This window comes from Pseudomonas sp. MNR3A (assembly GCF_009650575.1).
In the GTDB taxonomy this organism is placed as follows: domain Bacteria; phylum Pseudomonadota; class Gammaproteobacteria; order Pseudomonadales; family Pseudomonadaceae; genus Aquipseudomonas; species Aquipseudomonas machongensis.
In genome coordinates this window covers 479,175-502,174 of sequence record NZ_VZZS01000016.1, presented here as the reverse complement: position 1 = coordinate 502,174, position 23,000 = coordinate 479,175, and the positions used below count along the sequence as shown (strand labels likewise).

The window sequence follows — 23,000 nt, the reverse complement described above, 5'->3', positions numbered from 1 at the left end:
AAGTTGTGCGGATGCGCTGGATGGAGCTGGATCGGGCTTAGCCCGCGAGTCGCCGCGTGGACGGTGCGTAGACGAACCCCGAGAACAATCGGCGTGCGGTGCGTACCACCGAGGCTTGCAGTGTCTGGCCATCGGCACCGGAGCGCGACAGGGCGATGTCGATGGCCCCGCTTGGATGCTCCAGACGTACCTCACGCAGGGTCAGGGCCTGTTCACCGAGCAGGTCGCCGATCACTGTGCCGGGGCTGACACAGGCAGTGGCCAGTCCGATCGCACCGGTGATCGCCAGCGCGCGGTGACAGCTGTGCGGCATGAAGTAGCGAACCTGCAGAGTGCCATCGAAGCGTGGTGCGGATACCACGACCGGCTTCGGGATCACCATGTTGCTTACATCTCCCAGGCCCATGGCCCGGCCGGCCTTCAGCCGCAGGGCTTCGAGGCGTTTGAGCAGCTTTGCATCGGCGTCCAGTCGAGGCGGGCTCTCGCTGCCCTCAAGCCCCAGGTGACGGGCGTCGACGATCATCATCGGCATGGCCATGTCGATACAGGTGACTGGTACGCCATCGATCACCTGCTGGGACTGGCCAGTGGGGAACAGGCTGCCGGTCTTGCTGCCGACGGCATCGAGGAATGTCAGGTGCACAGGGGCCGCGGTCCCAGGAACGCCGTCGATGGCGGTACGGCCCTCGTAGCGCACGATCCCGCCAGGCGTCTGTACCAGCGAGTTGACGAATGTGCCGGTATTGAGGTTGCGGATGCGGACCAGCGTCTGGCCGTCGTTGCCCTTGACCAGCCCTTGTTCGATGGCGAAGGGGCCGACCGCGCAAAGCATGTTGCCGCAGTTGGGCGCAGTATCGACACGGCGCTCGGCGACCATCACCTGCACGAACAGATAATCGACATCGGCATCGGGGTGCAGTGAGGGGCTGATGATCGCAACCTTGCTGGTCTGCGGACTGCCGCCGCCAATGCCGTCGATTTCCAGTTCATGGCCCGAGCCCATCAGGGCGATCAGCATCTCGTCGCGCTCGACGATATTGGACGGCAAGTCCCAGGCATGGAAGAAGGGGCCCTTGGAGGTCCCGCCGCGCATCAGCACACAAGGAATTCGTTGCATGAAGTCTAGCTCTTGTTGATCAATGGACATCATTGATGTGTATGGAACAAGAGTGACAGGGGTGGATAAATCAATCCAATGCAAATATCGTAGCTATTATTGCGCTATACACATAAATTGTCGGCCAGTGTCTGAAAGAGAATCAGCATGGAATATGAGCTTCAAGACATACGATCTTTCGTGAAAATCGCCGAACTGGGTAGCTTCCACGAAGCAGCAGAGGTTTTGCATTTGTCGCAGCCAGCCTTGAGCCGCCGCATCAAGAAGCTCGAGGACGGCCTTGGGACACCCTTGCTCGAACGCACCACGCGGCGCGTCGGACTGACCAGTGTCGGGCGTGACTTTCTACCCAAGGCCCGGCGCCTGCTGGACGATTTCGAGGATTCGATCCTGAGCATTCGCGAGCTGGCCGAGCGCCAGACCGGGCAGGTAACTTTGGCCTGCATCCCTACCGCAGCGTTCTACTTCCTGCCCTCGGTCATTCGCCTCTACAACGAACAGTACCCCAAGATTCGCATTCGCCTGCTCGACCTCAGTGCCAACGATGGCCTCGAGGCGGTGCTGCGTGGCGAGGCCGATTTCGGGATCAACATGATGAGCGGGCAGCACCCGGACATCGAGTTCGTTCCACTGGTGCAGGAGCAGTTCGTGCTGGCCTGTCGGCGCGACCATGTGCTGGCTGGGCGCGTGTCGGTGAGCTGGACGGAACTGGCCGAGCACCGGCTGATCGGGGTAGGGCGACTCAGCGGCAACCGCATGCTGCTCGACCACGCGCTGTCGGGATTGGGGCTGCGGCCAAAGTGGTTCTACGAGGTACAGCATCTGTCGACCTCGCTGGGCATGGTCGAGGCCGGGTTGGGGGTGTCGGCGATGCCGAGCCTGGCGATGCCGGCGGCCGATCACCCGACCCTGGTCAGCGTGCCGCTGATCGAGCCCGAGGTGACCCGCACGCTGGGCCTTGTGTATCGCCGCGGCGCTTCATTGTCGCCAGCGGCGGAGAAATTCGTCTCGATCCTGCTGGAGCAGTGGCCGAACGTGTGAGCCGCCCTGTAGACAGGGCGGGCTGTTGCGCCTCGGTCAGCGAATCGCCACCGGATTGATGTTCACTTGGGTCGAACCTTTGTAGAGCGGCTGGCCAAGCACGAACATGAACTCGAAGGCCTTGTCCTTGACCAGCGCCCGAGTGTCGATCAGCTCGAGGTTGTAGATCCCGCGCTTGGCCAGCATGAACTGGTTGACCGGGAACTCTTCGCCCGTGGGGTTCGGATACACCTCCGAGGCCCAGGTATCACCGCCGAAGGCGACGATGCCCTGGTCGGCCAGCCATTGCGCAGCCGGCAGGTCGATGCCGGGCTCGGTGGCGAGAAACTGTGCGTTATCCTTGCCGATCAATTCCAGCCAGCCGGTGTTGAACAGCACCACATCGCCTTTGCGCAGAGTGATGTGCTGCTTTTTCAGCACGGCCTGTATGTCGGCGACGGTAAACGCGGTGCCGCCGGGAACGATGGCCTTGCCGTAGTGTGCGGTCATGTCCAGCACCACGCCGCGGGTCACCATCGGCGGTACCTTTTCGATCCCAAGCTTCGTCACGCCTTCGACCGTGACGAAATCGGCAGCCTTGTTGCCGTTGTAGTAGACGTTGTCGATGCCGATATGGCCGATGCCGTTGAGCTGGGTGCCGACGCCGGTCCAGCCGTTGACCAGTTCATCGTTGAAGGTGAACTTGTTGCGACCGAGGGTCTGGCCGGCCTGTTCGCCGGGCTGGATGTTGTAGAGGTGGAAGCTGCGGTGGCGGAAGGCTGGCAGGTCCTTGCTCACCGGCACGGCAAGGGGGTAGGTCTTGCCGGTCTTGATCAATTCGGCGGCCTGCTTGACCACGTCGGGGGTGAGCAGGTTGGCCGCGCCGATTTCATCCTGCGCGCCATAAGGCGAGGCTTGCCAGTCGGCGGCCAGTGCACTGTGCGCAGTGGCGGCCAGTGCGGTGGCCAGGAGCAGGGGTTTGAACGCTTTCATGGAATCTCCGAGGTGTGAAATGCAGTCGGGAGATTCTCGGCAGCGGGCGGCCTGGGAAAAAGTAGTGGTCGGGACAATCACTTTTGCCTGTGGGTCAACAGGGTTGCCCATCGCGGGACAAGCCCGCTCCCACAGGAATTGAGCTGGCTTTTAGATTGTTGGATGAGGCCCTTGCTCCTGCCATCACGGTGTCCACCTACCTGAGAACACTCGACAATCACACCTCCAGACACCGCTGCAAAGCCTTGATAAACACCCCCTCTGCCCGACTCAAGCGTTGCTCGCGGTTCCACAGCAGGTGGATATCCACATCGGCAATCCCTTCATGCGGCGCCAGCTTCCATAGCAGCCCGGCCTGCACATCGGCGGCCACCACATGCTCGGGCAGGCATCCTATACCGAACCCTGCGATCACCAGCCGACGCACTTCTTCAAGGCTCGGGGAGGACGCGACGATCCTGCCGGAAAACCCTTGCTGGTCGCGGAAGATGGTCAATGGCGAGAGCATGCCGCCAATCTGGTCGCTGGTGAAACTGACGAAATTCTCCCGTTGCAGGTCGCCTTCCTGGGCGCCGAACAGCGCATGGTGCTTGCCGCAGAAGAAGGCATAGCGCTGGCGCAGGAACAGGCGTTGCTCCAGGCGCGGTTGAGCACGGCGGTTCAGGCTCAGGCCCGCGGTGGCGGTCTTTTCCTGCAGGGCGGCGACGATGTCGGAGCTGCGCATGACGTCGATTTCCAACTCCACCCGTGGGTGCTGGCGATGAAAGTCGGCGAGGAAGTCGTCGAAGCGCTCGCTGACGATACGGCTGATCATCAGCAGGCGCACCTTGCCCACCACTTCGTCAGCAGGCTGCTCCAGCAGCCCACCGATCTGCGACATCTGCCCATACACCTCGCCTGCGAGCTGGAACAGTTGCTCGCCCGTTTCGGTAAGCACGAAGCGTGGGCCACGGCGGGCGATGAGCTGGCGGCCGAGTTGTTCTTCCAGGCGCTTGAGCGCCTGGCTCACGGCAGGTTGCGTAAGGTGCAGGCGAGCGGCTGCGCGGCTGATGGAGAGTTCCTGGCCGATCACGCGGAAGGTGCGCAGCAGGTTCCAGTCGAGGCGGTCGTTGAGCAGGCGGTCGGACATGATGGGCTCGAATTATAATTGCGTCTAATAGTTCGAATAATAAATAGAAAATTGACTAATCATAGCCCCGGGCCGATAAATCAAGGGCATGCAGGGGCCAGTGGGAGCGGGCTTGCCCGCGAAACGGCCACCCTTGCAGCAAGACCAAGCGCCAAAGAGCGCCACCGTGACCCTCAACTCCTGCCAGAACAACAAGCAAAGGAGCCACCCCCATGCAGCCTTCCGCTTCGCCCCAGCCACGCCGGGCCGCGGCCGCCGCGTTCATCGGCACCATGATCGAATGGTACGACTTCTACATCTACGCCACTGCCGCCGCCCTGGTGTTCGGTGCCTTGTTCTTTCCTTCCGACAACAGCCTGTTCAGCACCATGGCGGCCTTCGGCACGTTCGCCGTGGGCTTTTTCGCCCGGCCATTGGGCGGCATCGTGTTCGGCCATGTGGGTGACCGCATCGGGCGCAAGAAATCCCTGGTCATCACCCTGCTGATGATGGGCGTCGTCACCATCGGTATCGGCCTGCTGCCGACCTACGCACAGATCGGCGCCACCGCACCGGTGCTGCTGATCCTGCTGCGTATCGTCCAGGGCATCGCCGTGGGTGGCGAGTGGGGCGGGGCGGTGTTGATGGCGGGCGAGCATGCGCCCAAGGGCCGGCGTACCTTTTTCGCATCGTTCGCCCAGCTGGGCAGCCCGGCCGGCTTGATCCTCTCGCTGCTGGCCTTTGGCGCCGTCACCCGCCTTCCGGAAGAAGACCTGATGAGCTGGGGCTGGCGCCTGCCGTTCCTGGCCAGTGCGTTGCTGCTGCTGGTGGGCCTGTCGATTCGCCTGGGGGTCAACGAGTCGCCGGAATTCATCGCCAGCCGCGAGCAGGCGCTCAAGGCCCAGCGCAAGGAGCAGGCGCCGGTGCTGGAGGTGCTGCGTACCGCCTGGCGTCCGCTGTTGCTGTGCATCGGTGCCAATACGCTGGGCATCGCTGGCGTCTACTTCACCAACACCTTCATGATCAGCTACACCACCCAGCAGCTGCACCTGGAGCGCGCGCTGATCCTCGAATGCCTGTTCTTCGTGGCGATCATCCAGTTCTGTGTGCAGCCGGTTGCGGCCTGGCTGTCGGAGAAGCTCGGCGCCACCCGCTTCCTTGCCCTGATGGCGCTGCTGGCGATGGCTTCGCCCTACCCGATGTTCGTGCTGGTCAGCTCGGGGCAGGGGCCGCTGATCGTGCTCGGTATCGCCCTGGCGGCGGCTTGCATGGCGTCGTTCTACGCAGTGATTGCCGGCTTCGTCAGCGGCATGTTCCCGACACGGGTGCGCTACACCGCGATTTCCCTGGCCTACCAGGTGTGCGGCGCCATCGCTGGTGGCCTGACGCCGTTGATCGGCACCTGGCTTGCCCATCAGTTCAGCGGCCACTGGTGGCCGATGGCGCTGTTCTACACCTTGATCGCCAGCATTTCGCTGGTCTGTGTACTGGCCCTGGCCCGCCAGTATGCCCACAGCCAGCGCCTCGAGCTGGCCTGAAATCCCGATTCGACTGGAGTACCCATGATGTTGAAAAGCAATGGCGAGCGCCTGTGGGCGAGCCTGATGGCCATGGCCGAGGTCGGCGCTACCGCCCGTGGTGGCAGTTGCCGCCTGGCCTTGAGCGAGGACGACAAGGCCGGCCGCGAGCTGTTCGCCGGTTGGTGCCGCGAGGCTGGCTTGAGCCTGTCGGTGGATGCCATCGGCAATCTGTTCGCCCGGCGCCCCGGCCTCGACCCGCAGGCCGCGCCCGTGATGATGGGCAGCCACCTGGACACCCAGCCTGAAGGTGGGCGCTTCGATGGTGTGTATGGCGTGCTGGCGGGCCTGGAGGTGGTGCGCCGCTTGAACGACCTCGGCATCCAGACCCGCAAACCCCTGGAAATCGCCGTGTGGACCAACGAGGAGGGCGCACGCTTCACCCCGGCGATGTTCGGCTCGGCGGTGTTCACTGGCGTGCTCGACCTGCAGCAGGCCCTGGCGATCCGCGATGCCGATGGCATCAGTGTCGCCGAGGCGCTGGCCTCCACTGGCTATGCGGGTGAGCGGCCATTGGGCGGGCCGGTGGACGCCTATTTCGAGGCGCACATCGAGCAGGGGCCGATCCTGGAAGACAATGCCAAGAGCATTGGCGTGGTGACGGGCGGTCAGGCGATTCGCTGGCTCGACGTGACGGTCCAGGGCATGGCGGCACACGCGGGCACCACGCCGATGGCCCTGCGCAAGGATGCGTTGTATGGCGCTGCGCGAATGATCCAGGCGGTGGAGCAACTGGCGGTCGACTTCGCTCCCGAAGGGCTGACCACGGTGGGCGAACTGTCCATCGCCAAAGCGTCGCGCAACACGATCCCGGGCGTGGTGCGCTTTACCGTGGACCTGCGCCATCACCGCGACGAAGCCATCGAGGCCATGGAACGTGGCCTGGGTGAGTTGCTGCAGGCTGTCGCCGCCCAGCGCGGGCTGCAGGTGAGCGTCACGCGGCACTGGGTCAGCCCGGCCACCCCGTTCGACGCCGAGTGTGTGGCGACGGTGCAGCGCGCGGTCGATGCCCTCGGCCATACCCAGCAGCGGATCGTCAGTGGCGCCGGGCACGATGCGATTCTGCTGGCGCGCTACTGCCCGACAGCCATGATCTTCATCCCTTGCGTGGGCGGCCTGAGCCACAACGAAGCCGAAGACGTGCTGCCCGAGGACGCCCGTAACGGCGCCGATGTATTGCTCAACGCCGTGCTGGCCCGTGCCGGCCGTGTCGAACCAGGAGAGGCCTGATGCGCTGCTATTTCCACCCCGAACAACTGCTGCACCATCCGCGCAGCTACTACTCCCGGGGTGCCATGCGCACCCCCCAGGAAGTCCCTGAGCGCGCTCAGCGCCTGCTGCAAGCGGCCCGCGACCTGGACATGGACATCCGCCAACCGCAGGATGCCGGCCTGGCGCCGCTCGCTGCGGTGCATGGCGAGGCCTACCTGGCCTTCCTTCAGGAGGCTCACGCGCGCTGGAAAGAAGTGCCCGAGGATTGGGGCGATGAAGTGATGTCGAACATCTTCGTGCGCGAACCCAACGCCTTGCGCGGCATCCTGGCCCAGGCCGCGCGCTACCTGGCCGATGGCAGTTGCCCGGTGGGCGAGCAGACCTGGCGCTCGGCCTACTGGTCGGCGCAGAGTGCGGTTGCCGGGGCACGGGCGATTCTCGACGGTGAGCGTGCGGCCTACGCGCTGTGCCGACCGCCAGGGCACCACGCACGCGTCGAGGCTGCAGGCGGTTTCTGCTACCTCAACAATGCGGCCGTCGCCGCCCAGGTATTGCGCGAGCGTTACCACAAGGTCGCAGTGCTGGACACCGACATGCACCACGGCCAGGGCATCCAGGAGATCTTCTACACGCGCAACGACGTGCTGTATGTCTCGGTGCACGGTGATCCCACCAACTTCTACCCGGGTGTGGCCGGCTTTGCCGACGAGCGCGGCACGGGCGAGGGCGAGGGTTACAACCTGAACTTGCCGATGGCCCATAGCGCGAGCGAAGGGGATTTCATGGCGCAACTGGGCATTGCCCTGGATGCGGTGAAGGATTTCGATGCCGAGGTGCTGGTGCTGTCGCTCGGCTTCGATATCTATGAACTCGACCCGCAGAGCAAGGTGGCGGTCACGACCCAGGGCTTCGCCACCCTCGGCGAGCGGATTCGCGAGTTGGGGCTGCCGTGCCTGATCGTGCAGGAGGGCGGCTATCACCTGCAGAGCCTGGAAGCGAATGCCCAGGCGTTCTTCGCTCAAATGGATGACTGGTGCTGAAATTGACATCCAAATGGATTGTTTTGCCGCGTAAAGTCGCTTTTTGGCTCGCCAAAACCGGGCAAGCTGCTGTGCAGCTCGCCCGATTGGCCGGTGCCGCTCAGGCCGAGCGGCGTTGAGTCTCGACCATGGTCGGGGCCGTTTGCTCGGCCGATTCGAGGATCAGGTCTGCACCTTTTTCTGCCACCATCATCACTGCCGCGTTGGTATTGCCTGAGGTCACATTGGGGAATACCGAGGCATCGACGATGCGCAGCCCGTCTAGCCCATGCACTGCCAATCGCGCATCCACCACGCTGGTCGACGGGTCGTTGCCCATCGTGCAACTGCCGCACAGGTGATAGATCGATCCGCAGTTCTCGCGAAAGTACTGCAGCATGCTCGCGTCGTCGTCCACCGCCGGGCCCGGCAGCACTTCCTCGACCGTGATCGCGCGCAGCGCCGGGGCCTGCATGATCGAGCGCATCAGACGGCTGCCCTGGATGGCCTCGTCGATGTCTTTCTGGGTGCTCAGGTAGTTCGGATCGATCAGCGCAGGCTCACGCGGATCGCGCGAGGCGATGCGGACTTCGCCGCGGCTGGTCGGTCGGCAGGGGTTGAAGCACAGCAGGAAGCCCGAGTAAGGCTCCGGCTGCAAACTGGCCTTGTTGTTCTTGGGAATCTGGTACGACAGCGGGTTGAAGTACAGCTGCAGGTTCGGGTGCGCCTGTTGGGCATCGCTGCGGAAGAACCCGCCGGACTGGTTGACGCTCAGCGCCAGCGGCCCCTTGCGGGTCAGCAGGTATTGCAGGCCGAGCTTGAGCTTGCCCAACAGCGAGCCGAACACATCGTTCAGGGTCGGGATATTGGCCTTGTAGTAGTAGCTCACGCACAGGTGGTCCTGCAGGTTCTTGCCCACGGCCGGCAGGTGGTGGCGGGTGTCGATGCCGTGCCGGTCGAGCAGGGCGCGGTCACCGATGCCGGACAGTTGCAGGATCTTGGGCGTGTCCACCGCACCTGCCGCCAGGATTACCTCGCGGCGGGCACGAAACTCGCGCGCTACGCCGTTCTGCGAAATGCGGACGCCGACCGCGCGCTTGCCCTCGAGCAGCACCTGTTCGACCAAGGCGTGATGCTCGATGTGCAGGTTCGGGCGCCCCAGCGCCGGGTGCAGGTAGGCGAAGCTGCTGGAGCTGCGTTGGCCGTCACGCACGTTGACGTCGTAGATGCCGGCGCCTTCGAAGTGCTTGCCGTTGAAGTCTTCGCTGCGCGGGTAGCCCAGTTGCTCGCAGCCTTCGAGAAACACATCGCAGATCGGATGGGCCTGGCCCTTCATCGGGGTGATGCCGATCGGCCCGCTGGCACCGTGGTATTCGCTGGCCCCAGCCGGGTGCGATTCGAGCTTGCGAAAATACGGCAGCACGTCCTTGAACGACCAGCCCTCGGCGCCACTGGCGGCCCAGTCATCGAAATCATGAGCCTGGCCGCGTACGTAGATCATCGCGTTGATCGAACCGGAACCCCCTTGCACCTTGCCGCGCGGCGCATACAGGTTGCGCCCGGCCAGATGGGCCTGGGGCTGGGTGTAGTACATCCAGTTGAAGGTGGGGTTGTAGTAGAGCTTGGCGAAGCCCACCGGCAGCTTGAACCATGGCGAGCTGTCCTTGCCGCCGGCTTCGAGCAGCAGCACGCTGTGGCGCCCCGACTCGCTCAGGCGCGCGGCGAGGATGCAGCCAGCCGAGCCTGCGCCGGCGATGATGTAGTCAAAATCGTTCATGTATCGCTAACCCTGTGAATAGAGGGCCGCCCCGAGGCCGGGGCGGCTTGACGCTCAACCTTTGGCCGGCGAGACGTCCTTGACGTCGACCGGATGCGGCGCCATCTGAAGGTGCAGGCGCTCGCCTTGGTAGCCCGAGTAACGGCGTACCACGTCCATGTCCAGCTCGACCCCGAGGCCCGGCTCGCGGGAAGGGATGATGTAGCCGTCCTCCCATTGCAGGGGCTTCTTAAGGATTTCGGCGTGGAAGCCATCCCAGGTGCCGATGCTTTCCTGGATCAGGAAATTCGGCGTGCAGGCCGCCAGCTGGAAGCTCGCCGCCGCGCCGATCGGGCCGTTGTAGAGGTGCGGGGCGATCTGCGCGTAGTAGGCCTCGGCCATGCTGGCGATCTTCTTGCCTTCGAGCAGGCCGCCGCAGCGTCCGACGTTCATTTGCAGGATCGACGCCCCGCCCGCCTGCAGCAGCTTGAAGAACTCGTACTTGGTGGTCAGCCGCTCGCCGGTGGCAATCGGAATGCTGGTCTTGGCCGCGACCTGGGCCATGGCTTCTTCCTGGCCCGGTGGGATCGGCTCTTCGAACCACAGCGGATCGTATTTTTCCAGGCGCTTGGCCAGGCGGATCGCCGACGACGGCACCATCTGCCCGTGGGTGCCGAACAGCAGGTCGCAACGGTTGCCCACCGCTTCACGGATGCGCTTGCAGAAGGCTTCGCAGCGCTCCAGCACCTCCAGCGACAGCTGATGGCCGGAGAACGCGGTGTAGGGACCTGCAGGGTCGAATTTGAGCGCGGTGAAGCCCAGTTGCATGTTCTGCACGGCGCATTCGGCGGCCAAGTCTGGGTCGCTGTAGTCGTACTCGCCCTGGGCGTTGACTGGGTAGAGGTAGGTGTAGGAGCGCAGGCGCTCGTGCACCTGGCCGCCGAGCAGCTCGTAGACCGGCTTGTTCGCGGCCTTGCCGATGATGTCCCAGCAGGCCATTTCCAGGCCGCTGACCACGCCCATCATGGTCAGGTCCGGGCGCTGGGTGAAACCGCTGGAGTAGGCGCGGCGGAAGAAGCGCTCGATATGGTGCGGGTCCTGGTCGAGCAGGTAGCGCTCGAACACATCCTCGATGACCGGCACCATGGCGCGCGGATGGAAGGTCGCGGCGTAGATCTCGCCGACGCCCTCGATGCCGCAGTCGGTCTTGAGGGTGACGAACAGCCAGTACATGCCGCCGACATGCGGCGGTGGCACGGCCACCACGTGGGTTTGCAGGGATACGATCTTCATGCTTTGCCCGCCTTGGACTTGATGCGTTTGTTCAGGATGAGGGTGGCGACGACGCCGAGCAGGCCCATCACCACGACGTAGGAGAAGTAGATCTGGTAGCCGAGGAAGCCTGGGAAGTGATCGATGATCCAGCCGTTGAGCAGGGGCAGGAACACGTCAGGCGAATAGCCGACCAGGGAGATGATGCCGATCGCCAGGCCCGTGACCCGCAGCGGCACCTGGCAGTCGTCGAGGATGGCCCAGTACAGGCCGCGGATGGCGTAGGTCATCAGGCCGATGAAGATCACCAGGAACACCAGCACGCCCAGTACCCGCAGGCTCGGCAGCACGATCAGGCCGATCATGCCGACGGCGGCGAGGACCATGGCCCAGGCCAGCACGCCGGTCTTGGAGAAGCGGTCGCCCAGCCAGCCGCCGCCGATGCCGCCCAGCGGGCGCATCCACAGCTTGATGGTGGTGATCAGGCCGGCGGCGGTGGCGCTGAGGCCGAAGCCGCCCTCCTGCAGGTAGGCCGAGAAGCTGTAGGTGGCCCAGAAGAAGTGGTAGCCGCAGAACACGATGGCGGTGACCAGCCACAGTTCCGGGATCGCCATCAGGGTGCGCAGGTCCTGCAGCAGGTTGGCCTTTTCGCGGGGCTGCGGGGTGCTGCTCTTGACCTGCGGGTCGCGCACCAGCATCAGCGCCAGGCCCAGGATCACGCAGCAGGCGGCGTAGAAGTGGATGACCCGGGTCAGGCCCACGGCGCTGCCACCGGCATTGTCGGCAACCTGGGCGAACAGGGCGATGGCGATGGTCGCCAGCAGCGCCTCGACCAGGCCACGGCCGCCATCGAGCACACCGAAGAAGCGGCCTTGTTCGCTTTCACCCGCGATCATCTTGACCCGCTTGATCAGCGAGGCCCAGAAGGTCAGGCCGGTGGTGATGCCAAAGCCGCAGAAGATCGCCAGCAGCGCTTCGAAGCCTGGCAACTGGGCGTACCAGACGCCGAGCAGGCCGGTGCCGACCAGCGAAAAGCTAATCAGGAAGCGCGGTGAAATGCGGTCGGCGAGCCAGCCGCTGGGCAGGTAGCTGACCAGGAAGGCGGTGCCGAGGATCGAGTACAGATAGCCCAGCTCGCTGTTGCTGATCGACAGCGCCTCGAGCATGGTGCTCTGGTACACCTGGCGCAGGTACAGCATCGGGTAGATGGCGCCAGCGGCCAGCACCAGCAGGGCCAGTTGCAGGTAGCGTGAGAAGTTGGCAGAAGTGCTGGGCACGCTGAGCGCCTCGGGGTTTATTGTTTTTTTCATTGTTGTTCTCGTGGGCGGATCTGTCGTCGGGGTTGTCGCAGGGCGGTGGAGCAGGGCACGCAGGCCGCGTGCCCTGCAGGGGTCAGTACTTGAGGACCACTAGGCGGGTCTGGGTGAATTCGAGCATGCCGTGCTTGCCGTCATCGCCGCCCAACCCCGAGCGTTTCCAGCCGGCGTGGTAGCCCTGGTACGGGTCGGCAGGCGTGCGGTTGACGTACAGCTCGCCAGCCTCGATGGCGTTGGCCAGCTTCATGGCGCTGCGGTAGTTCTCGCTGTAGAGCACCGACGACAGCCCGAACTGGTGGTCGTTGGCCATGGCCAGGGCGTCGTCGAGGGTGTCGTAGGCCAGTACCGGCAGCACCGGGCCGAAGGTCTCTTCCTGGACGATTTCCATGTCCTGGCGGCAAGCGCTGAGCAGGGTCGCGGGGTAGAAGTTGCCTGGGCCCTCGGGCAGGTAGCCGCCAGCTTCGATACGGGCGCCGGCCGCCACGGCGCGCTGCACCTTGGCGTGGATCTCATCGCGCGAGCCTGCGCTGATCAGCGGGCCCATGCAGGCGGCATCCTCGGCGCGGTTGCCGATGCGCACGGCGGCGAACTTGTCGCGCAGCAGGTCGAGGAAGCGCTGGTGCACGCTGGCCTGCACATAGACGCGTTCGATGGCGGTGCACAGCTGGCCGCAGTGGGTGGTCTTGGAGGCGACGATGGCGGCGGCTGCCGCTTCCAGGTCGGCATCGGCCTCGATGATGGCCGGGGTCTTGCCGCCCAGCTCCAGCGAGGGCTTGGCGATGTTGGCCTTGCAGTATTCGAGCACCGTGCGCCCGGCGCGCACGCTGCCGGTGAGGGTGATCATGCCGACCGCCGGCTGGGTGCAGAGGGTGGCGGCGACATCGTGCTGCATGGCCAGGATGTTGATTACCCCGTCGGGCAGTTGTGCCTGTTGCACGGCGCGGGCGATGGCGAAGGCCGACAGCGGGGTGTTGTTGCTTGGGCGCACGACGACGGTGTTGCCGGCGATCAGCGCCGGGGCAACCTTGCGCAGCAAGGTGTAGACCGGGTAGTTGAACGGGATCAGGCAGGCGACCACGCCGATGGCTTCGCGCTTGAGCAGGAGGGTTTCGTCGCGGGTGTCGCTGGGGATCACTTCGCCTTCGATGCGGCGTGCCCATTCGGCGTGGTAACGGGTGATCTCGGCGGCGTACAGCGCCTCGTTGCGGGCTTCGCCGGGGGCCTTGCCGGATTCGCAGGCCAGCGCTGCACCGATGTCTTCGGCGCAGGCTTCGAGGGCGTCGGCCAGGCGGCGCAGGTGCTGGGCACGCTCGATCGAGGGCAGGGCAGCCCAGCTGCGCTGGGCGCGGCTGGCGGCTTCGACGGCCTGGATCGCCTGGGCAGGGCTGGCGGCGCTGACGCTGCCGACCTGCACGTCGGTGGCCGGGTCGAACACGCTCAGGGCGGGTTGCTCGGGGGCGACGACGAAGCGACCGTCGATGAAGTTGTGCTCTGTACGCATGAAATTGTCCGCTTGCGGGGTGAACGGGCCCACAAGGGCTGGCGAGCGGGCACGGGGCGGCGCTGGCGCAGCGGTTTTTCTTGTGGGTTATGGCGAACAATTTGTCGCAGGCAGGGACGGGGAACAAACGATTAATGCGTGGGGGTAATGTGCTTAAAACGCATGTTACTTGAGCGGTAGTGGGGACTGCTTCGCGGGCAAGCGGGGCGCCGAACCGCCACTCCTGCGGGTACCCCAACGACTCTGAAATCGGCGCGGTACCTGTGGGCACCTGTCTTGCTCAAAAATCCAAGGCCAGCCCAATCCCAGTGGGAGCGGGCTTGTCCCGCGATCACCGGCGTAGCCGGTGCCATGCTCCGCGGTGTTCTTTTCGCGGGTAAACCCGCTCCCACAGGGATTGGGCAGGCCTCAGATTTTTGAGCAAGACAATTGCTCAACAGGTAACTGAAGCAGTATTCAGAAGTTGCGGGGCTGTTGTAGGCGGTTCGGCGCCGCGACTTGCCCCGCGATGGCGGCGCCGCCTATTCGCAGCCTGCCACCTCGGAGGCGCCGCCCAGGTTGCGCTCGGCCAGCCACACCTCCTGCATCAGCCACTCGCGAAACTGCTCCACATGCGCGGGCAGTTGCTGGTCCGGTCGGGTCACGAACCAGTACGACTGGTGGCCGTCGACCTGCACGTCCAGCACCTGCACCAGTTGCCCGGCAGCCAGCTCCCTGGCGACCATCTGCCGGTCGGCGATGGTGATGCCGAGCCCGTCGATGGCGGCGCGGATGGCCATGTCCAGCAGGTCGAATTCATAGCCGCCACGCAGGTCCACGCCCTGGATCCTGGCGGCGTCCAGCCAGTGGCGCCAGGTCAGGAAGCGTTGGTCCTCGCGGGCCAGGACATGCAGCAAGGTCATGTGATGCAGGTCGACCCGGCGCTCCTCCTGCTGTGCCAGCAGCGAGGGCGAGCACACCGCGATGTGCCGTTCGTGCATCAACAGTGAACTGTCCAGGCCGTCCCATTCGCCATTGCCGAAACGGATCGCGCAGTCGAGCGTGGCGATTTCCGCGAGGTTGTCCTGCAGTTGGGTCGTCAGCGTCACCTCCAGGCCCGGACACGCCTCGCGCAGGCGCCCAAGGCGCGGCAGCAGCCAGCGGCTGGCAAAGGTTGGTGGGGCGTTGAGGCGGATGCGCGTGGGGTGCTGGCGTTGCTGGATGCCGCGTACGGTCAGCTCGATGCGGTCGAACGATTGCTGCAGTGCATTGAGCAGCGTACGCCCGGCGTCGGTGAGCTGCAGGTGATGGTGGCGGCGCTGCAACAGCGATTCGCCAAGCTGCTCTTCAAGCTGACGCACCTGGCGGCTGACCGCGCTCTGGGTGACATTGAGCAGTTCAGCGGCGCGGGTGAAGCTGCCGGTGCTGCCGGCCACCTCGAAGGCTTTGAGGGCGTTGAGTGCCGGGATCTTGCGTTTCACTCGCCGGGTCTCCTGGTGGGAGTGGGGCCGCACAGCGGCCCGGGGTTTCAGAAGTAATAGCCGATGTTCATGTAAAGCTGGTTCTCCCAATGGTCGGTGCCGCCCTGGGCGAGGCTTTCGGTGTAGCTGCTGCCGCCGATGTACGGGTCGTTGCGTCCGTTGAGCCACTCCACCGCGATGTAGAAGCTGCGCACCGAGAACGAGGTGCCGAGGATGAAGCGTTCGGAGCTGTCGAAGCCGCTGGCGGACTTGTCGAAGCGGCTGTAGTTGCCATACAGCGTGACTCCGCTGACCCAGTCGCCGAGAAAGGTGCCGGGCACGCTGTAGCTGAGGTCGCCGACGTACAGGTTACCGCGACTGGCGACGTTGTAGGTGCCGTCGTAGCCACCGAAACTCACCCGCTCGCTGTTGTCCGGGTTGCGTGGTGACATCTGCTGGCGCGCGGCAAGCATCTGCACGCCCCAGGGGCCGTTCTTGCCCAGGTAGTGCACGCCGATCACATTGCGCCGGCCGTCGTCGTGGGTGTCGCGGTTTTCCAGGCGCGAGGTCAGGCCCGAGATGCCGGCCTCGGACTGCCAGTCGCCGAGCTTGAACGAGCGCGCCAGGCGCGCCACGGCGATCTGGCGCTCCTGGTTGCGGCTGCCGTTGGCGACATAGTCGTCGGCCGAGGTCACCACGCTGGAGTAGGTGGTGCCGTTGCTGGTGCCGCGGCCAGGCCAGGCGGGGCGTCCGTAGAGACCCAGTTGCAGGTTCCAGTCGCCTTGCTGGTGGATGTACTTGGCGCCCACCGCCTCGACGTCCTCGAGCCCGATGACGTTGCCGAGGGTCTCGTAGAAGGTGCTGCCGAAGTACGGCTGCAGGCCGAAGGGGATCTTGTTCAGGCCGACTTGGACCTGGCGGTTCTCGTCGAACTTGTAGCCGACCCAGGCGTACTCGGCGAACTGGATGTCGCCGACCTTGTCGGTGTACTGGTAGGGGTAGGCCTTGCCATAGAAGCGGTAGCGCACGGCGCCGATCCAGCTGTCCGAATCGTAGTTGGCGCGCAGCATGATGGTGTCCAGGCCGGCCTTGTCGATCTTGCGGTCGGGGTCGTGGTCGAAGCGTGCGCGGATCGCACCGCCGACGTCGAGGTTCTCGGTGATCGGCACGGCGTGGGCGGCGGCGCTGAGGGTCAGCAGGGCGGGAAGCAGGGTGTGACGCAACGGAAGTGCGGGCATGGGTGGAGGCACCTTTGGTGGTTTCTTGTCGTTATTGGGGCCGCTGCGACTTGTCCCGCGATTGGGGCGACCCTATCCAACGCCTGTGCCCCGGCACAAACGAGCATTACGCAGCGGTAACCCGAGAAAAACGCATGTTTGCAGGCAGTCGCACGCCTGTAGAATCGCCCTACAAAAACAACGATCAGCAGAGCCCCACCATGCGCACCCTGCCGCCTTTGAACATGCTCAAGGTCTTCGAGGAAGTTGCCCGCCACCGCAGCTTCAATCGCGCCGCCGATGCGCTGAACGTCACCCAGGGCGCCATCAGCCGACAGATCAAGCAGCTGGAGGATTACCTGGGCGTGGTGCTGTTCGTTCGGGGGCCGCGCGGTTTGACCCTGACCGACGCCGGCAACGCCCTGGCCCCGCACCTGGGCGAGGCCTTCGATCGCATCGAGCGGGCGCTGGAGGCGGTGCGCGTGCCCAATCTGCGCCAGCGTCTGCGCATCCTCGCGCCACCGACCTGGGCCACCCGCTGGCTGTCGCCACGCCTGCGCGGCTTCATGCAGCGCTATCCGGACATCAGCCTCAGCGTCACCAGCCAGCGTGACGACGAGCACCCCGGCGAACTCGATTGCCGCATCCTGTTCAGCCGCGAAGGCGAGGGCACGGGCAACCGCCGCTTGCTGGTGATGGAACGGCACATCGCCGTGGCCAGCCCCGAGCTGTTCCAGGACGGCCGCGAGCCGTGCCTGCGCGATCACCCGCTGTTGCACATTCTCCATGAAGGGCGCCGCCTGCGGGTGTGGGAGAACTGGCTGGCGGCCACCGGGCGCAGCGATGTCGATGCCGACAGCGGTATCGAGTTCAGCACCCTGGACCAGGTGATCCATACCGCGCTGGCCGGCGGCGGCCTGGCGGTGATCGACCGGCAGATGATCGAGCGCGAACTGGCCAGCGGCAGCCTTGTGCCGATCACCCCGGTGGAGGTGATCGGGCCTTATGGCTATTGGCTGGAGGTGCCGGGCGACAAGCGCGGGTTGTCCAAGGTGGAGCGCTTTGCCGATTGGCTGGCAGTGGTGAGCAATCCTTGAGATTGCGGCGTCTTCTTCGCGGGCTTGCCGCGAAGAAGCCAACACTGTCCGATCAGACCGCCGCCACCTTGCCCGCAGGCGCCGGGTTCTCCTCGCCACGACAGGCCTCGGCCAACGACAGGCTCTTGGTCTCCGGTGCCCAGGCCATCGACACCAGCGCCCCGAACAGCAGGATCCCGGCGAGGATCGCCATGGTCGGGTTAAGGCCGAGCCCAGCCACGCTCACCGGCAACAGGAAGGTACTGATCGCCGATCCCAACCGGCTTGCTGCAGTGGCCAGGCCGATGCCGCTGGCGCGCACTTCGGTGGGGAAGCTCTCGGCCGGGTACACCCCGACCAAGTTGCTCACCGCCGACAGCACCAGGGTGAACAGCCCGAACAGCGCCACCATCGCCCAGGCCATGCTGCTCGGCATCAGCACCAGCAGGAACAGCGCCGCCGCCAGGATCAGGAAGCTGTTGATCAAAAAGCCTCGGCGGCTGAACTTGATGGTGCACCAGATCCCCAGCAGCGCGCCGACGATCAGCAGGGCATTGAGCATCATCTCGGTGCCGAAGCCTTCGGCCAGCCCCATCTTCTGCAGGATCGCCGGCAGGAAGGTGTAGATGGCGAAGTAAGGCATGACGATGCAGATGAAGAACAGGCAGTTGAACGCTGTGCGCTTGCGGTACTCACGGCTGAACAGCGCGGCGAAACCGCTGTGGCTGGGGCGGGCGATTTCGTCGTCGAGCACCACGTTGGCACCCAGGTGCTTGCGCACGATGGCCCGGGCTTCCTCGGCGCGGCCCTGGTGCATCAGCCAGCGTGGCGATTCCGGTGTGCCGATGCGGGCGATGAGGATCATGGCTGCCGGAATGGCCGAGGACGCCAGCATCCAGCGCCAGGCGTCGTCGCCCAGGGGCAGCAGGGCGGTGCCGACGAAAGTCGCGGCGACATAGCCGAAGGTCCAGATCACGCTGAACGAGCCCAGCAGCACGCCACGGTGCTTGCGTGGCGAGAACTCGGCGAGCATGGCGTGGCCGACGCTGAAGTCGCCGCCAAGCCCGATGCCGATCAATACCCTGCAGAGGAACAGCTGCGTCGCCGTCTCGACGAAGAACTGCATCACCGAGGCGAGGGTGATCAGCACGAAACTGATCAGGAAAATTTTTTGCCGCCCCAATCGGTCGGAGATCCAGCCGAAGAACAGGCTGCCCAGAAACAGCCCGAGCAGCGCCGAGGCGCCGATCAGTCCTTGCCAGAACGGGCTCAACTGCATCTGCGGATTGATCAGGGTAAAGGCGATGCCGATCAGGCCGAGGATATAGCCGTCGGTAAAATGCGCGCCGAAGGTCAGACCGGCGATCTTGATATGAAAACGTCCGATCGGCAGGTCGTCGATCTTGATTGTCTGTCCCGTCATGTTGACACCTCGTTGTTATTGTTTGGGTCAGGGGCGTTGCTCTGAGTCGCGCGCGATACGTGTAGACGCGGCACAAGGCCGCGTCTACAGGGCTGGATCAGCTGTTCAGCCCACCCATCAGCACGTACTTGATCTCCAGGTAATCCTCCAGGCCGTACCTGGAGCCTTCGCGGCCCATGCCCGACTCCTTGATGCCACCAAACGGCGCCACCTCGGTGGAGATGATCCCTTCGTTGACGCCGACGATCCCGGCCTCCAGGCCCTCGGCCATACGCCAGACACGGCCGATGTCGCGGCTGTAGAAGTACGCCGACAGTCCATAGGGCGTGTCGTTGGCCAGGCGCAGGACCTGGGCTTCATCCTGGAAACGGAAGCAGGCAGCCACCGGGCCGAAGGTCTCCTCGTTGGCGATCAGCATCTCTGTAGTGGCTTCGGCCAGCACCGTCGGCTCGTAGAAGGTGCCGCCCAGCGCATGCCGACGGCCACCACAGAGCAGGCGTGCGCCGTGCTCCAGGGCATCGCCCACGTGCTGCTCGACCTTGGCCAGGGCCGCAGCGTTGATCAGCGGCCCTTGCTCGGTCTCGCCCTGCAGCGCCTCACCGACGCGCAAGGCCTGCACGGCTTCGGCGAGCTTGCGGGTGAAGGCTTCGTACACACCGTCCTGGATATAGAAGCGGTTGACGCATACGCAGGTCTGCCCGGTATTGCGGAACTTCGAGGCCATCGCTCCGCGCACGGCGGCGTCGAGGTCGGCATCGTCGAAGACGATGAACGGGGCATTGCCGCCCAGTTCCAGCGAGACCTTTTTCAAGGTGTCGGCGGCCTGGCGCATCAGCAGCTTGCCAGTGCGGGTGGAGCCGGTGAACGACAGCTTGCGCACCACGGTGGAGGCCTGCAGGGCGCCACCGATGGCCGGGGCGTCGCCGGAAACGATGTTGAACACACCTGCCGGTACGCCGGCCTGTTCGGCCAGCAGCGCCAGGGCGAAGGCCGACAGTGGCGTCTCTTCGGAGGGCTTGAGGATCAGCGTGCAGCCGGCCGCCAGGGCCGGGCCGACCTTGCGGGTGACCATCGCCAGCGGGAAGTTCCATGGCGTGATCGCCGCCACCACGCCGATTGGCTCCTTGGTCACCAGCACCCGCGCGTCGGCCTTGGGGGTAGGAATGACGTCGCCGTACACGCGTCGACCTTCCTCGGCGAACCATTCGAGAAAGCTTGCTGCATAGGCCACTTCGCCCTTGGCTTCGGCCAGCGGCTTGCCTTGCTCGCGGCTTAGCAGGGTGGCGAGGGCGTCGCGCTGCTCGAGCATCAGCTCAGACCAACGGCGCAGGATCTGCGCACGCTCCTTGGCCAGCTTGCCTCGCCAGGCGGGCAGGGCGCGTTCGGCAGCAGCGATGGCCGCCTGGGTTTCCTCGGCGCCGCCGCGCGGCACCTGGGCGAGGGTTTCACCGGTGGCCGGGTTGAGCACTGGATAGGTGGCAGCGCCACTGAGCCATTGCCCGTCGATGTAGTGACCCGCCTTGAGCAACGTACTCATGCCACCGCCTCCTGGATCGCGAAGTCGCCACGTGGCGGACGTCCGACGCGCAGGATGCGCTTGCCGGCGGTGTAGTCGTTGATCAGGTCGCAGGGCGTGTAGTTGCGCTCCAGTTCGTACAGGTCTTCTTCGTCCAGGCGCATGTCCAGGGCCGCGAGGGCGCTGTCGAATTGCGCGGTGGAGTCGGCGCCGACCAGCATGCTGTCCACGCCCGGGTGTTGCAGGACCCAGGCCTGGGCCACCTGGGCGTTGGACACGCCGTGACGCTGGGCCACGCGCTGTACCGAACGGGCGATGGCGAACGAGGCTTCGTCGCTGTACATCTGCTGGGTGAAGAAGTCGGTCTGGTTGCGGGTCGACTGGACGTCGCCAGTGAGCAGGCCGCGGGCCAGCGGGCTGAACACCGAGACGCCCAGGCCCTGGTCGCGGCAGAACGGGATCATCTCGCGTTCTTCTTCGCGGTAGGCGCAGTTGAGCTGCAACTGCATGTTGATCGGCTTGGCCCAACCATGGCGCTCGCAGGCCAGGAGGATTTTCGCCAGTTGCCCGGTGAGCATGGTCGAGACCCCGATGTAACGGGCCTTGCCGGCGCGGACGATATCGTTGAGCGCTTCCATGGTTTCTTCGACGGGGGTGTTCACGTCGAAGAAATGCAGCATGTAGACGTCGAAGTAATCCATGCCGGCGCGCTGCAGCGAGGCGTCGATGCCGTCGAGGATGTGCTTGCGCGAATGGCCACTGGCGTTGATGCCGCTGCGTGTGCCGTAACCGACCTTCGTCGTCACTACCACGTCGTCACGCCGTACCAGGCGCTTGAGGATACGCCCGACCACTTCCTCGCCGACGCCGGCGGAATAGAAGTCGGCCAGGTCGATGAAGTTGACCCCTTTGTCCAGCGCGTGGCGCACGATCGGCTCGCTGGCCGCCTCGTCGAAGATCCACGGCTTCCACTGCGGGGTGCCCATGTTCATGGTGCCGAGGCACAGCTTGGAAACCTGCAGGCCGGAGTGGCCCAGACGAATGTATTGCATGATCGGACCTCAGGCTTTCGGGGTGTAGAAGGGGTTGGCGATCTGATTGACTACATCGGCCAGCTGCGCACGCGCCGGCAGGCCCTGGAGGGCGGCGCGGATCGCGGTGCGGCAGGCGTTGTAGTTGTTCAGGTAGACGGCATCGAGGTCGTCGCAGGCCGGATTGACCCAGTTGGCGGTGATGATGGCCCATTCATCCTCGGCTTCGGCCGGCAGGGTGCCGTCGAGCAAGGCTTCGGTGACCGCCTTGGCGATACCGGCCTGGGATGCCCCCCACGTGGCGTTGGCGTGCAGGTCGCCGGCGATCACCGCCTTGTTGACGTACAGGGTCATGGGTTTGACCGGGATGTTCGGCTGGGCGATGACCATGAACGGGCAGTGGCCCTGGCTCGGGGACGCCAGGCTGTTGGCGAAGGCCTGGCCGGCCGGGCCGTTGCGTGGCCCCATCATGATGTTGATGTGCGCGGCGTTGACGCCGGGACCTTCGAAACCTTCGCCGATGTACAGGGCAAGTTGCTTCATGACAAAACCTCGATCACTCACAGGATGAACGAAGCCTCGGCGGCGCCTGCCGCGCGAGGCGCGAAATCAGGTGCTCGGCACGCAACAAGGGCGAAGGGATAGCTGCAATGCAGGCATGGCGCGACGCTCTTTGTTGTTGTTGGGCGAGCAGTGCTGGCGGTCGCCAGTCGTGAGGATTTTTATCAGGCCGGCGTGGGGAGGCAGTAGGGAGAAGAAATCAAGAGGGTATGAGGGCAGGTCATAGCTGTGCAGCGGGCCTTGTAGACCCATCGCCTTGGAGACCAGCGCAGGCCCTGGTAGCGGTGATCCGGTGCCGCGACTTGCCCGCGAAAAGCACACCGCGGTGCATGGCACCGGCTCTGCCGGTGATCGCGGGACAAGTCGGAGCGCCGAACCGCCGACCCCACATGGATTGCGCTGGTTTGCGGTTTTCGAGCCGCAGGCGGCGAAAGCGCTAGCTGCCGCTGCCGCCCGATCCGGAACCTCCAGATCCACCGGAACCCCCTCCGCCGATGCCGCCGCCGGTACCGCCACTGGTCGAGCCGCTGCGAGTGCCGTCGCCGCCAGTGCCATTGGTATCGTTGCGATCGGTTCCACCGCTGCCGGAGCCCATGCCGTCACCCGGCGTGCCGGAGCCACTGCCGGTGCCAGTGCCACTGCCGTTGTCCTGCATGGTGCCGCTGCCGTGGGGCTGTTGACCCGGTGCGCGCTGGTCGTTCATGTCGGTGGCTGCCAGGGCCAATGGGGCGGCCGTGGCCAGACACAGTGCGAAGAGACTTGCGTGTATGCGTTTGCCGATCATGGTCGATCTCCTGTCCAAAGGTTTACCCTTGTTAAGGCTTTGGCGCAGTGTCGATGTGCGAA

At 64.9% G+C, this 23,000-nt stretch carries 19 protein-coding genes; 5 read left to right on the top strand and 14 right to left on the bottom strand.

Annotated features, from left to right (window positions below):
• Positions 1-37 precede the first annotated feature (37 nt).
• Complete coding sequence (locus F6X62_RS13865; protein ID WP_153773859.1) at positions 38-1,117, bottom strand: 4-oxalomesaconate tautomerase; 1,080 nt, start codon at positions 1,115-1,117, stop codon at positions 38-40.
• A 147-nt stretch (positions 1,118-1,264) separates the two neighbouring features.
• On the opposite strand from F6X62_RS13865, the gene F6X62_RS13860 reads away from it, so the two are divergent.
• Positions 1,265-2,158, top strand: a complete 894-nt coding sequence (locus tag F6X62_RS13860; RefSeq protein WP_054891435.1) for a LysR family transcriptional regulator — start codon at positions 1,265-1,267, stop codon at positions 2,156-2,158.
• 36 nt (positions 2,159-2,194) lie between these two features.
• Here F6X62_RS13860 and F6X62_RS13855 read toward each other — a convergent pair whose 3' ends face one another.
• Together F6X62_RS13855 and F6X62_RS13850 are read right to left on the bottom strand one after the other, a co-directional pair.
• Positions 2,195-3,130, bottom strand: coding sequence for a cyclase family protein (locus tag F6X62_RS13855; RefSeq protein ID WP_153773858.1), 936 nt, complete (start codon positions 3,128-3,130; stop codon positions 2,195-2,197).
• A 217-nt stretch (positions 3,131-3,347) separates the two neighbouring features.
• The gene (locus tag F6X62_RS13850; protein WP_153773857.1) at positions 3,348-4,259 is read right to left on the bottom strand and encodes a LysR family transcriptional regulator; all 912 of its coding nucleotides are present in this window, start codon (positions 4,257-4,259) and stop codon (positions 3,348-3,350) included.
• 212 nt (positions 4,260-4,471) lie between these two features.
• Here F6X62_RS13850 and F6X62_RS13845 point away from each other — a divergent pair, with 212 nt between their 5' ends.
• From F6X62_RS13845 to F6X62_RS13835, 3 genes are read left to right on the top strand one after another with little or no spacing between them, the layout of a single operon-like run.
• Positions 4,472-5,776, top strand: coding sequence for an MFS transporter (locus tag F6X62_RS13845; RefSeq protein WP_153773856.1), 1,305 nt, complete (start codon positions 4,472-4,474; stop codon positions 5,774-5,776).
• Positions 5,777-5,803: 27 nt separating this feature from the next.
• Complete coding sequence (locus F6X62_RS13840; protein ID WP_153773904.1) at positions 5,804-7,045, top strand: Zn-dependent hydrolase; 1,242 nt, start codon at positions 5,804-5,806, stop codon at positions 7,043-7,045.
• Positions 7,045-8,067: a histone deacetylase family protein gene (locus F6X62_RS13835; RefSeq protein ID WP_153773855.1), complete on the top strand. Its 1,023-nt coding sequence runs from the start codon at positions 7,045-7,047 to the stop codon at positions 8,065-8,067. Before F6X62_RS13840 ends, F6X62_RS13835 begins: the two co-directional genes overlap by 1 nt.
• 100 nt (positions 8,068-8,167) lie before the next feature.
• Here the strand turns inward: F6X62_RS13835 and F6X62_RS13830 are convergent, their stop codons facing one another.
• The 6 genes from F6X62_RS13830 to F6X62_RS13805 all read right to left on the bottom strand — a co-directional run bounded on the left by F6X62_RS13830 (position 8,168) and on the right by F6X62_RS13805 (position 16,568).
• On the bottom strand, positions 8,168-9,823 hold the full coding sequence (locus F6X62_RS13830) for a GMC family oxidoreductase (RefSeq protein ID WP_153773854.1): 1,656 nt from the start codon (positions 9,821-9,823) through the stop codon (positions 8,168-8,170).
• 54 nt (positions 9,824-9,877) lie between these two features.
• Complete coding sequence (locus tag F6X62_RS13825; protein ID WP_153773853.1) at positions 9,878-11,095, bottom strand: mandelate racemase/muconate lactonizing enzyme family protein; 1,218 nt, start codon at positions 11,093-11,095, stop codon at positions 9,878-9,880.
• Entirely contained in the window at positions 11,092-12,384 is a 1,293-nt protein-coding gene (locus F6X62_RS13820; protein WP_153773852.1) for a nitrate/nitrite transporter, read from the bottom strand. The genes F6X62_RS13825 and F6X62_RS13820 overlap by 4 nt, the downstream gene beginning before the upstream one ends.
• Before the next feature lie 82 nt (positions 12,385-12,466).
• Positions 12,467-13,891 (bottom strand): aldehyde dehydrogenase, encoded by a 1,425-nt coding sequence (gene aldA, locus F6X62_RS13815; protein ID WP_153773851.1) that lies wholly within the window; start codon positions 13,889-13,891, stop codon positions 12,467-12,469.
• Positions 13,892-14,412: 521 nt separating this feature from the next.
• Positions 14,413-15,351, bottom strand: a complete 939-nt coding sequence (locus tag F6X62_RS13810) for a LysR substrate-binding domain-containing protein (protein ID WP_065862679.1) — start codon at positions 15,349-15,351, stop codon at positions 14,413-14,415.
• Between the two features lie 47 nt (positions 15,352-15,398).
• Positions 15,399-16,568, bottom strand: coding sequence for a porin (locus F6X62_RS13805; RefSeq protein WP_153773850.1), 1,170 nt, complete (start codon positions 16,566-16,568; stop codon positions 15,399-15,401).
• A gap of 200 nt (positions 16,569-16,768) precedes the next feature.
• Here F6X62_RS13805 and F6X62_RS13800 point away from each other — a divergent pair, with 200 nt between their 5' ends.
• A complete protein-coding gene (locus F6X62_RS13800; protein WP_125929716.1) occupies positions 16,769-17,644 on the top strand; it encodes a LysR substrate-binding domain-containing protein in 876 nt (291 codons plus the stop codon).
• A gap of 52 nt (positions 17,645-17,696) precedes the next feature.
• On the opposite strand, the gene F6X62_RS13795 is transcribed toward F6X62_RS13800, so the two are convergent.
• The 5 genes from F6X62_RS13795 to F6X62_RS13775 form a co-directional block, all read right to left on the bottom strand.
• Positions 17,697-19,046, bottom strand: a complete 1,350-nt coding sequence (locus F6X62_RS13795) for an MFS transporter (RefSeq protein ID WP_153773849.1) — start codon at positions 19,044-19,046, stop codon at positions 17,697-17,699.
• 97 nt (positions 19,047-19,143) lie between these two features.
• Positions 19,144-20,583 carry an NAD-dependent succinate-semialdehyde dehydrogenase gene (locus tag F6X62_RS13790; RefSeq protein WP_153773848.1) on the bottom strand — a complete coding sequence of 480 codons (1,440 nt, stop codon included), beginning with the start codon at positions 20,581-20,583 and terminating at the stop codon, positions 19,144-19,146.
• Positions 20,580-21,614, bottom strand: a complete 1,035-nt coding sequence (locus F6X62_RS13785; protein WP_153773847.1) for an aldo/keto reductase — start codon at positions 21,612-21,614, stop codon at positions 20,580-20,582. Before F6X62_RS13785 ends, F6X62_RS13790 begins: the two co-directional genes overlap by 4 nt.
• A gap of 9 nt (positions 21,615-21,623) precedes the next feature.
• The gene (fae, locus tag F6X62_RS13780) at positions 21,624-22,136 is read right to left on the bottom strand and encodes a formaldehyde-activating enzyme (protein ID WP_153773846.1); all 513 of its coding nucleotides are present in this window, start codon (positions 22,134-22,136) and stop codon (positions 21,624-21,626) included.
• Between the two features lie 454 nt (positions 22,137-22,590).
• Positions 22,591-22,938 carry a hypothetical protein gene (locus tag F6X62_RS13775; RefSeq protein WP_054895589.1) on the bottom strand — a complete coding sequence of 116 codons (348 nt, stop codon included), beginning with the start codon at positions 22,936-22,938 and terminating at the stop codon, positions 22,591-22,593.
• Positions 22,939-23,000: the final 62 nt, after the last annotated feature.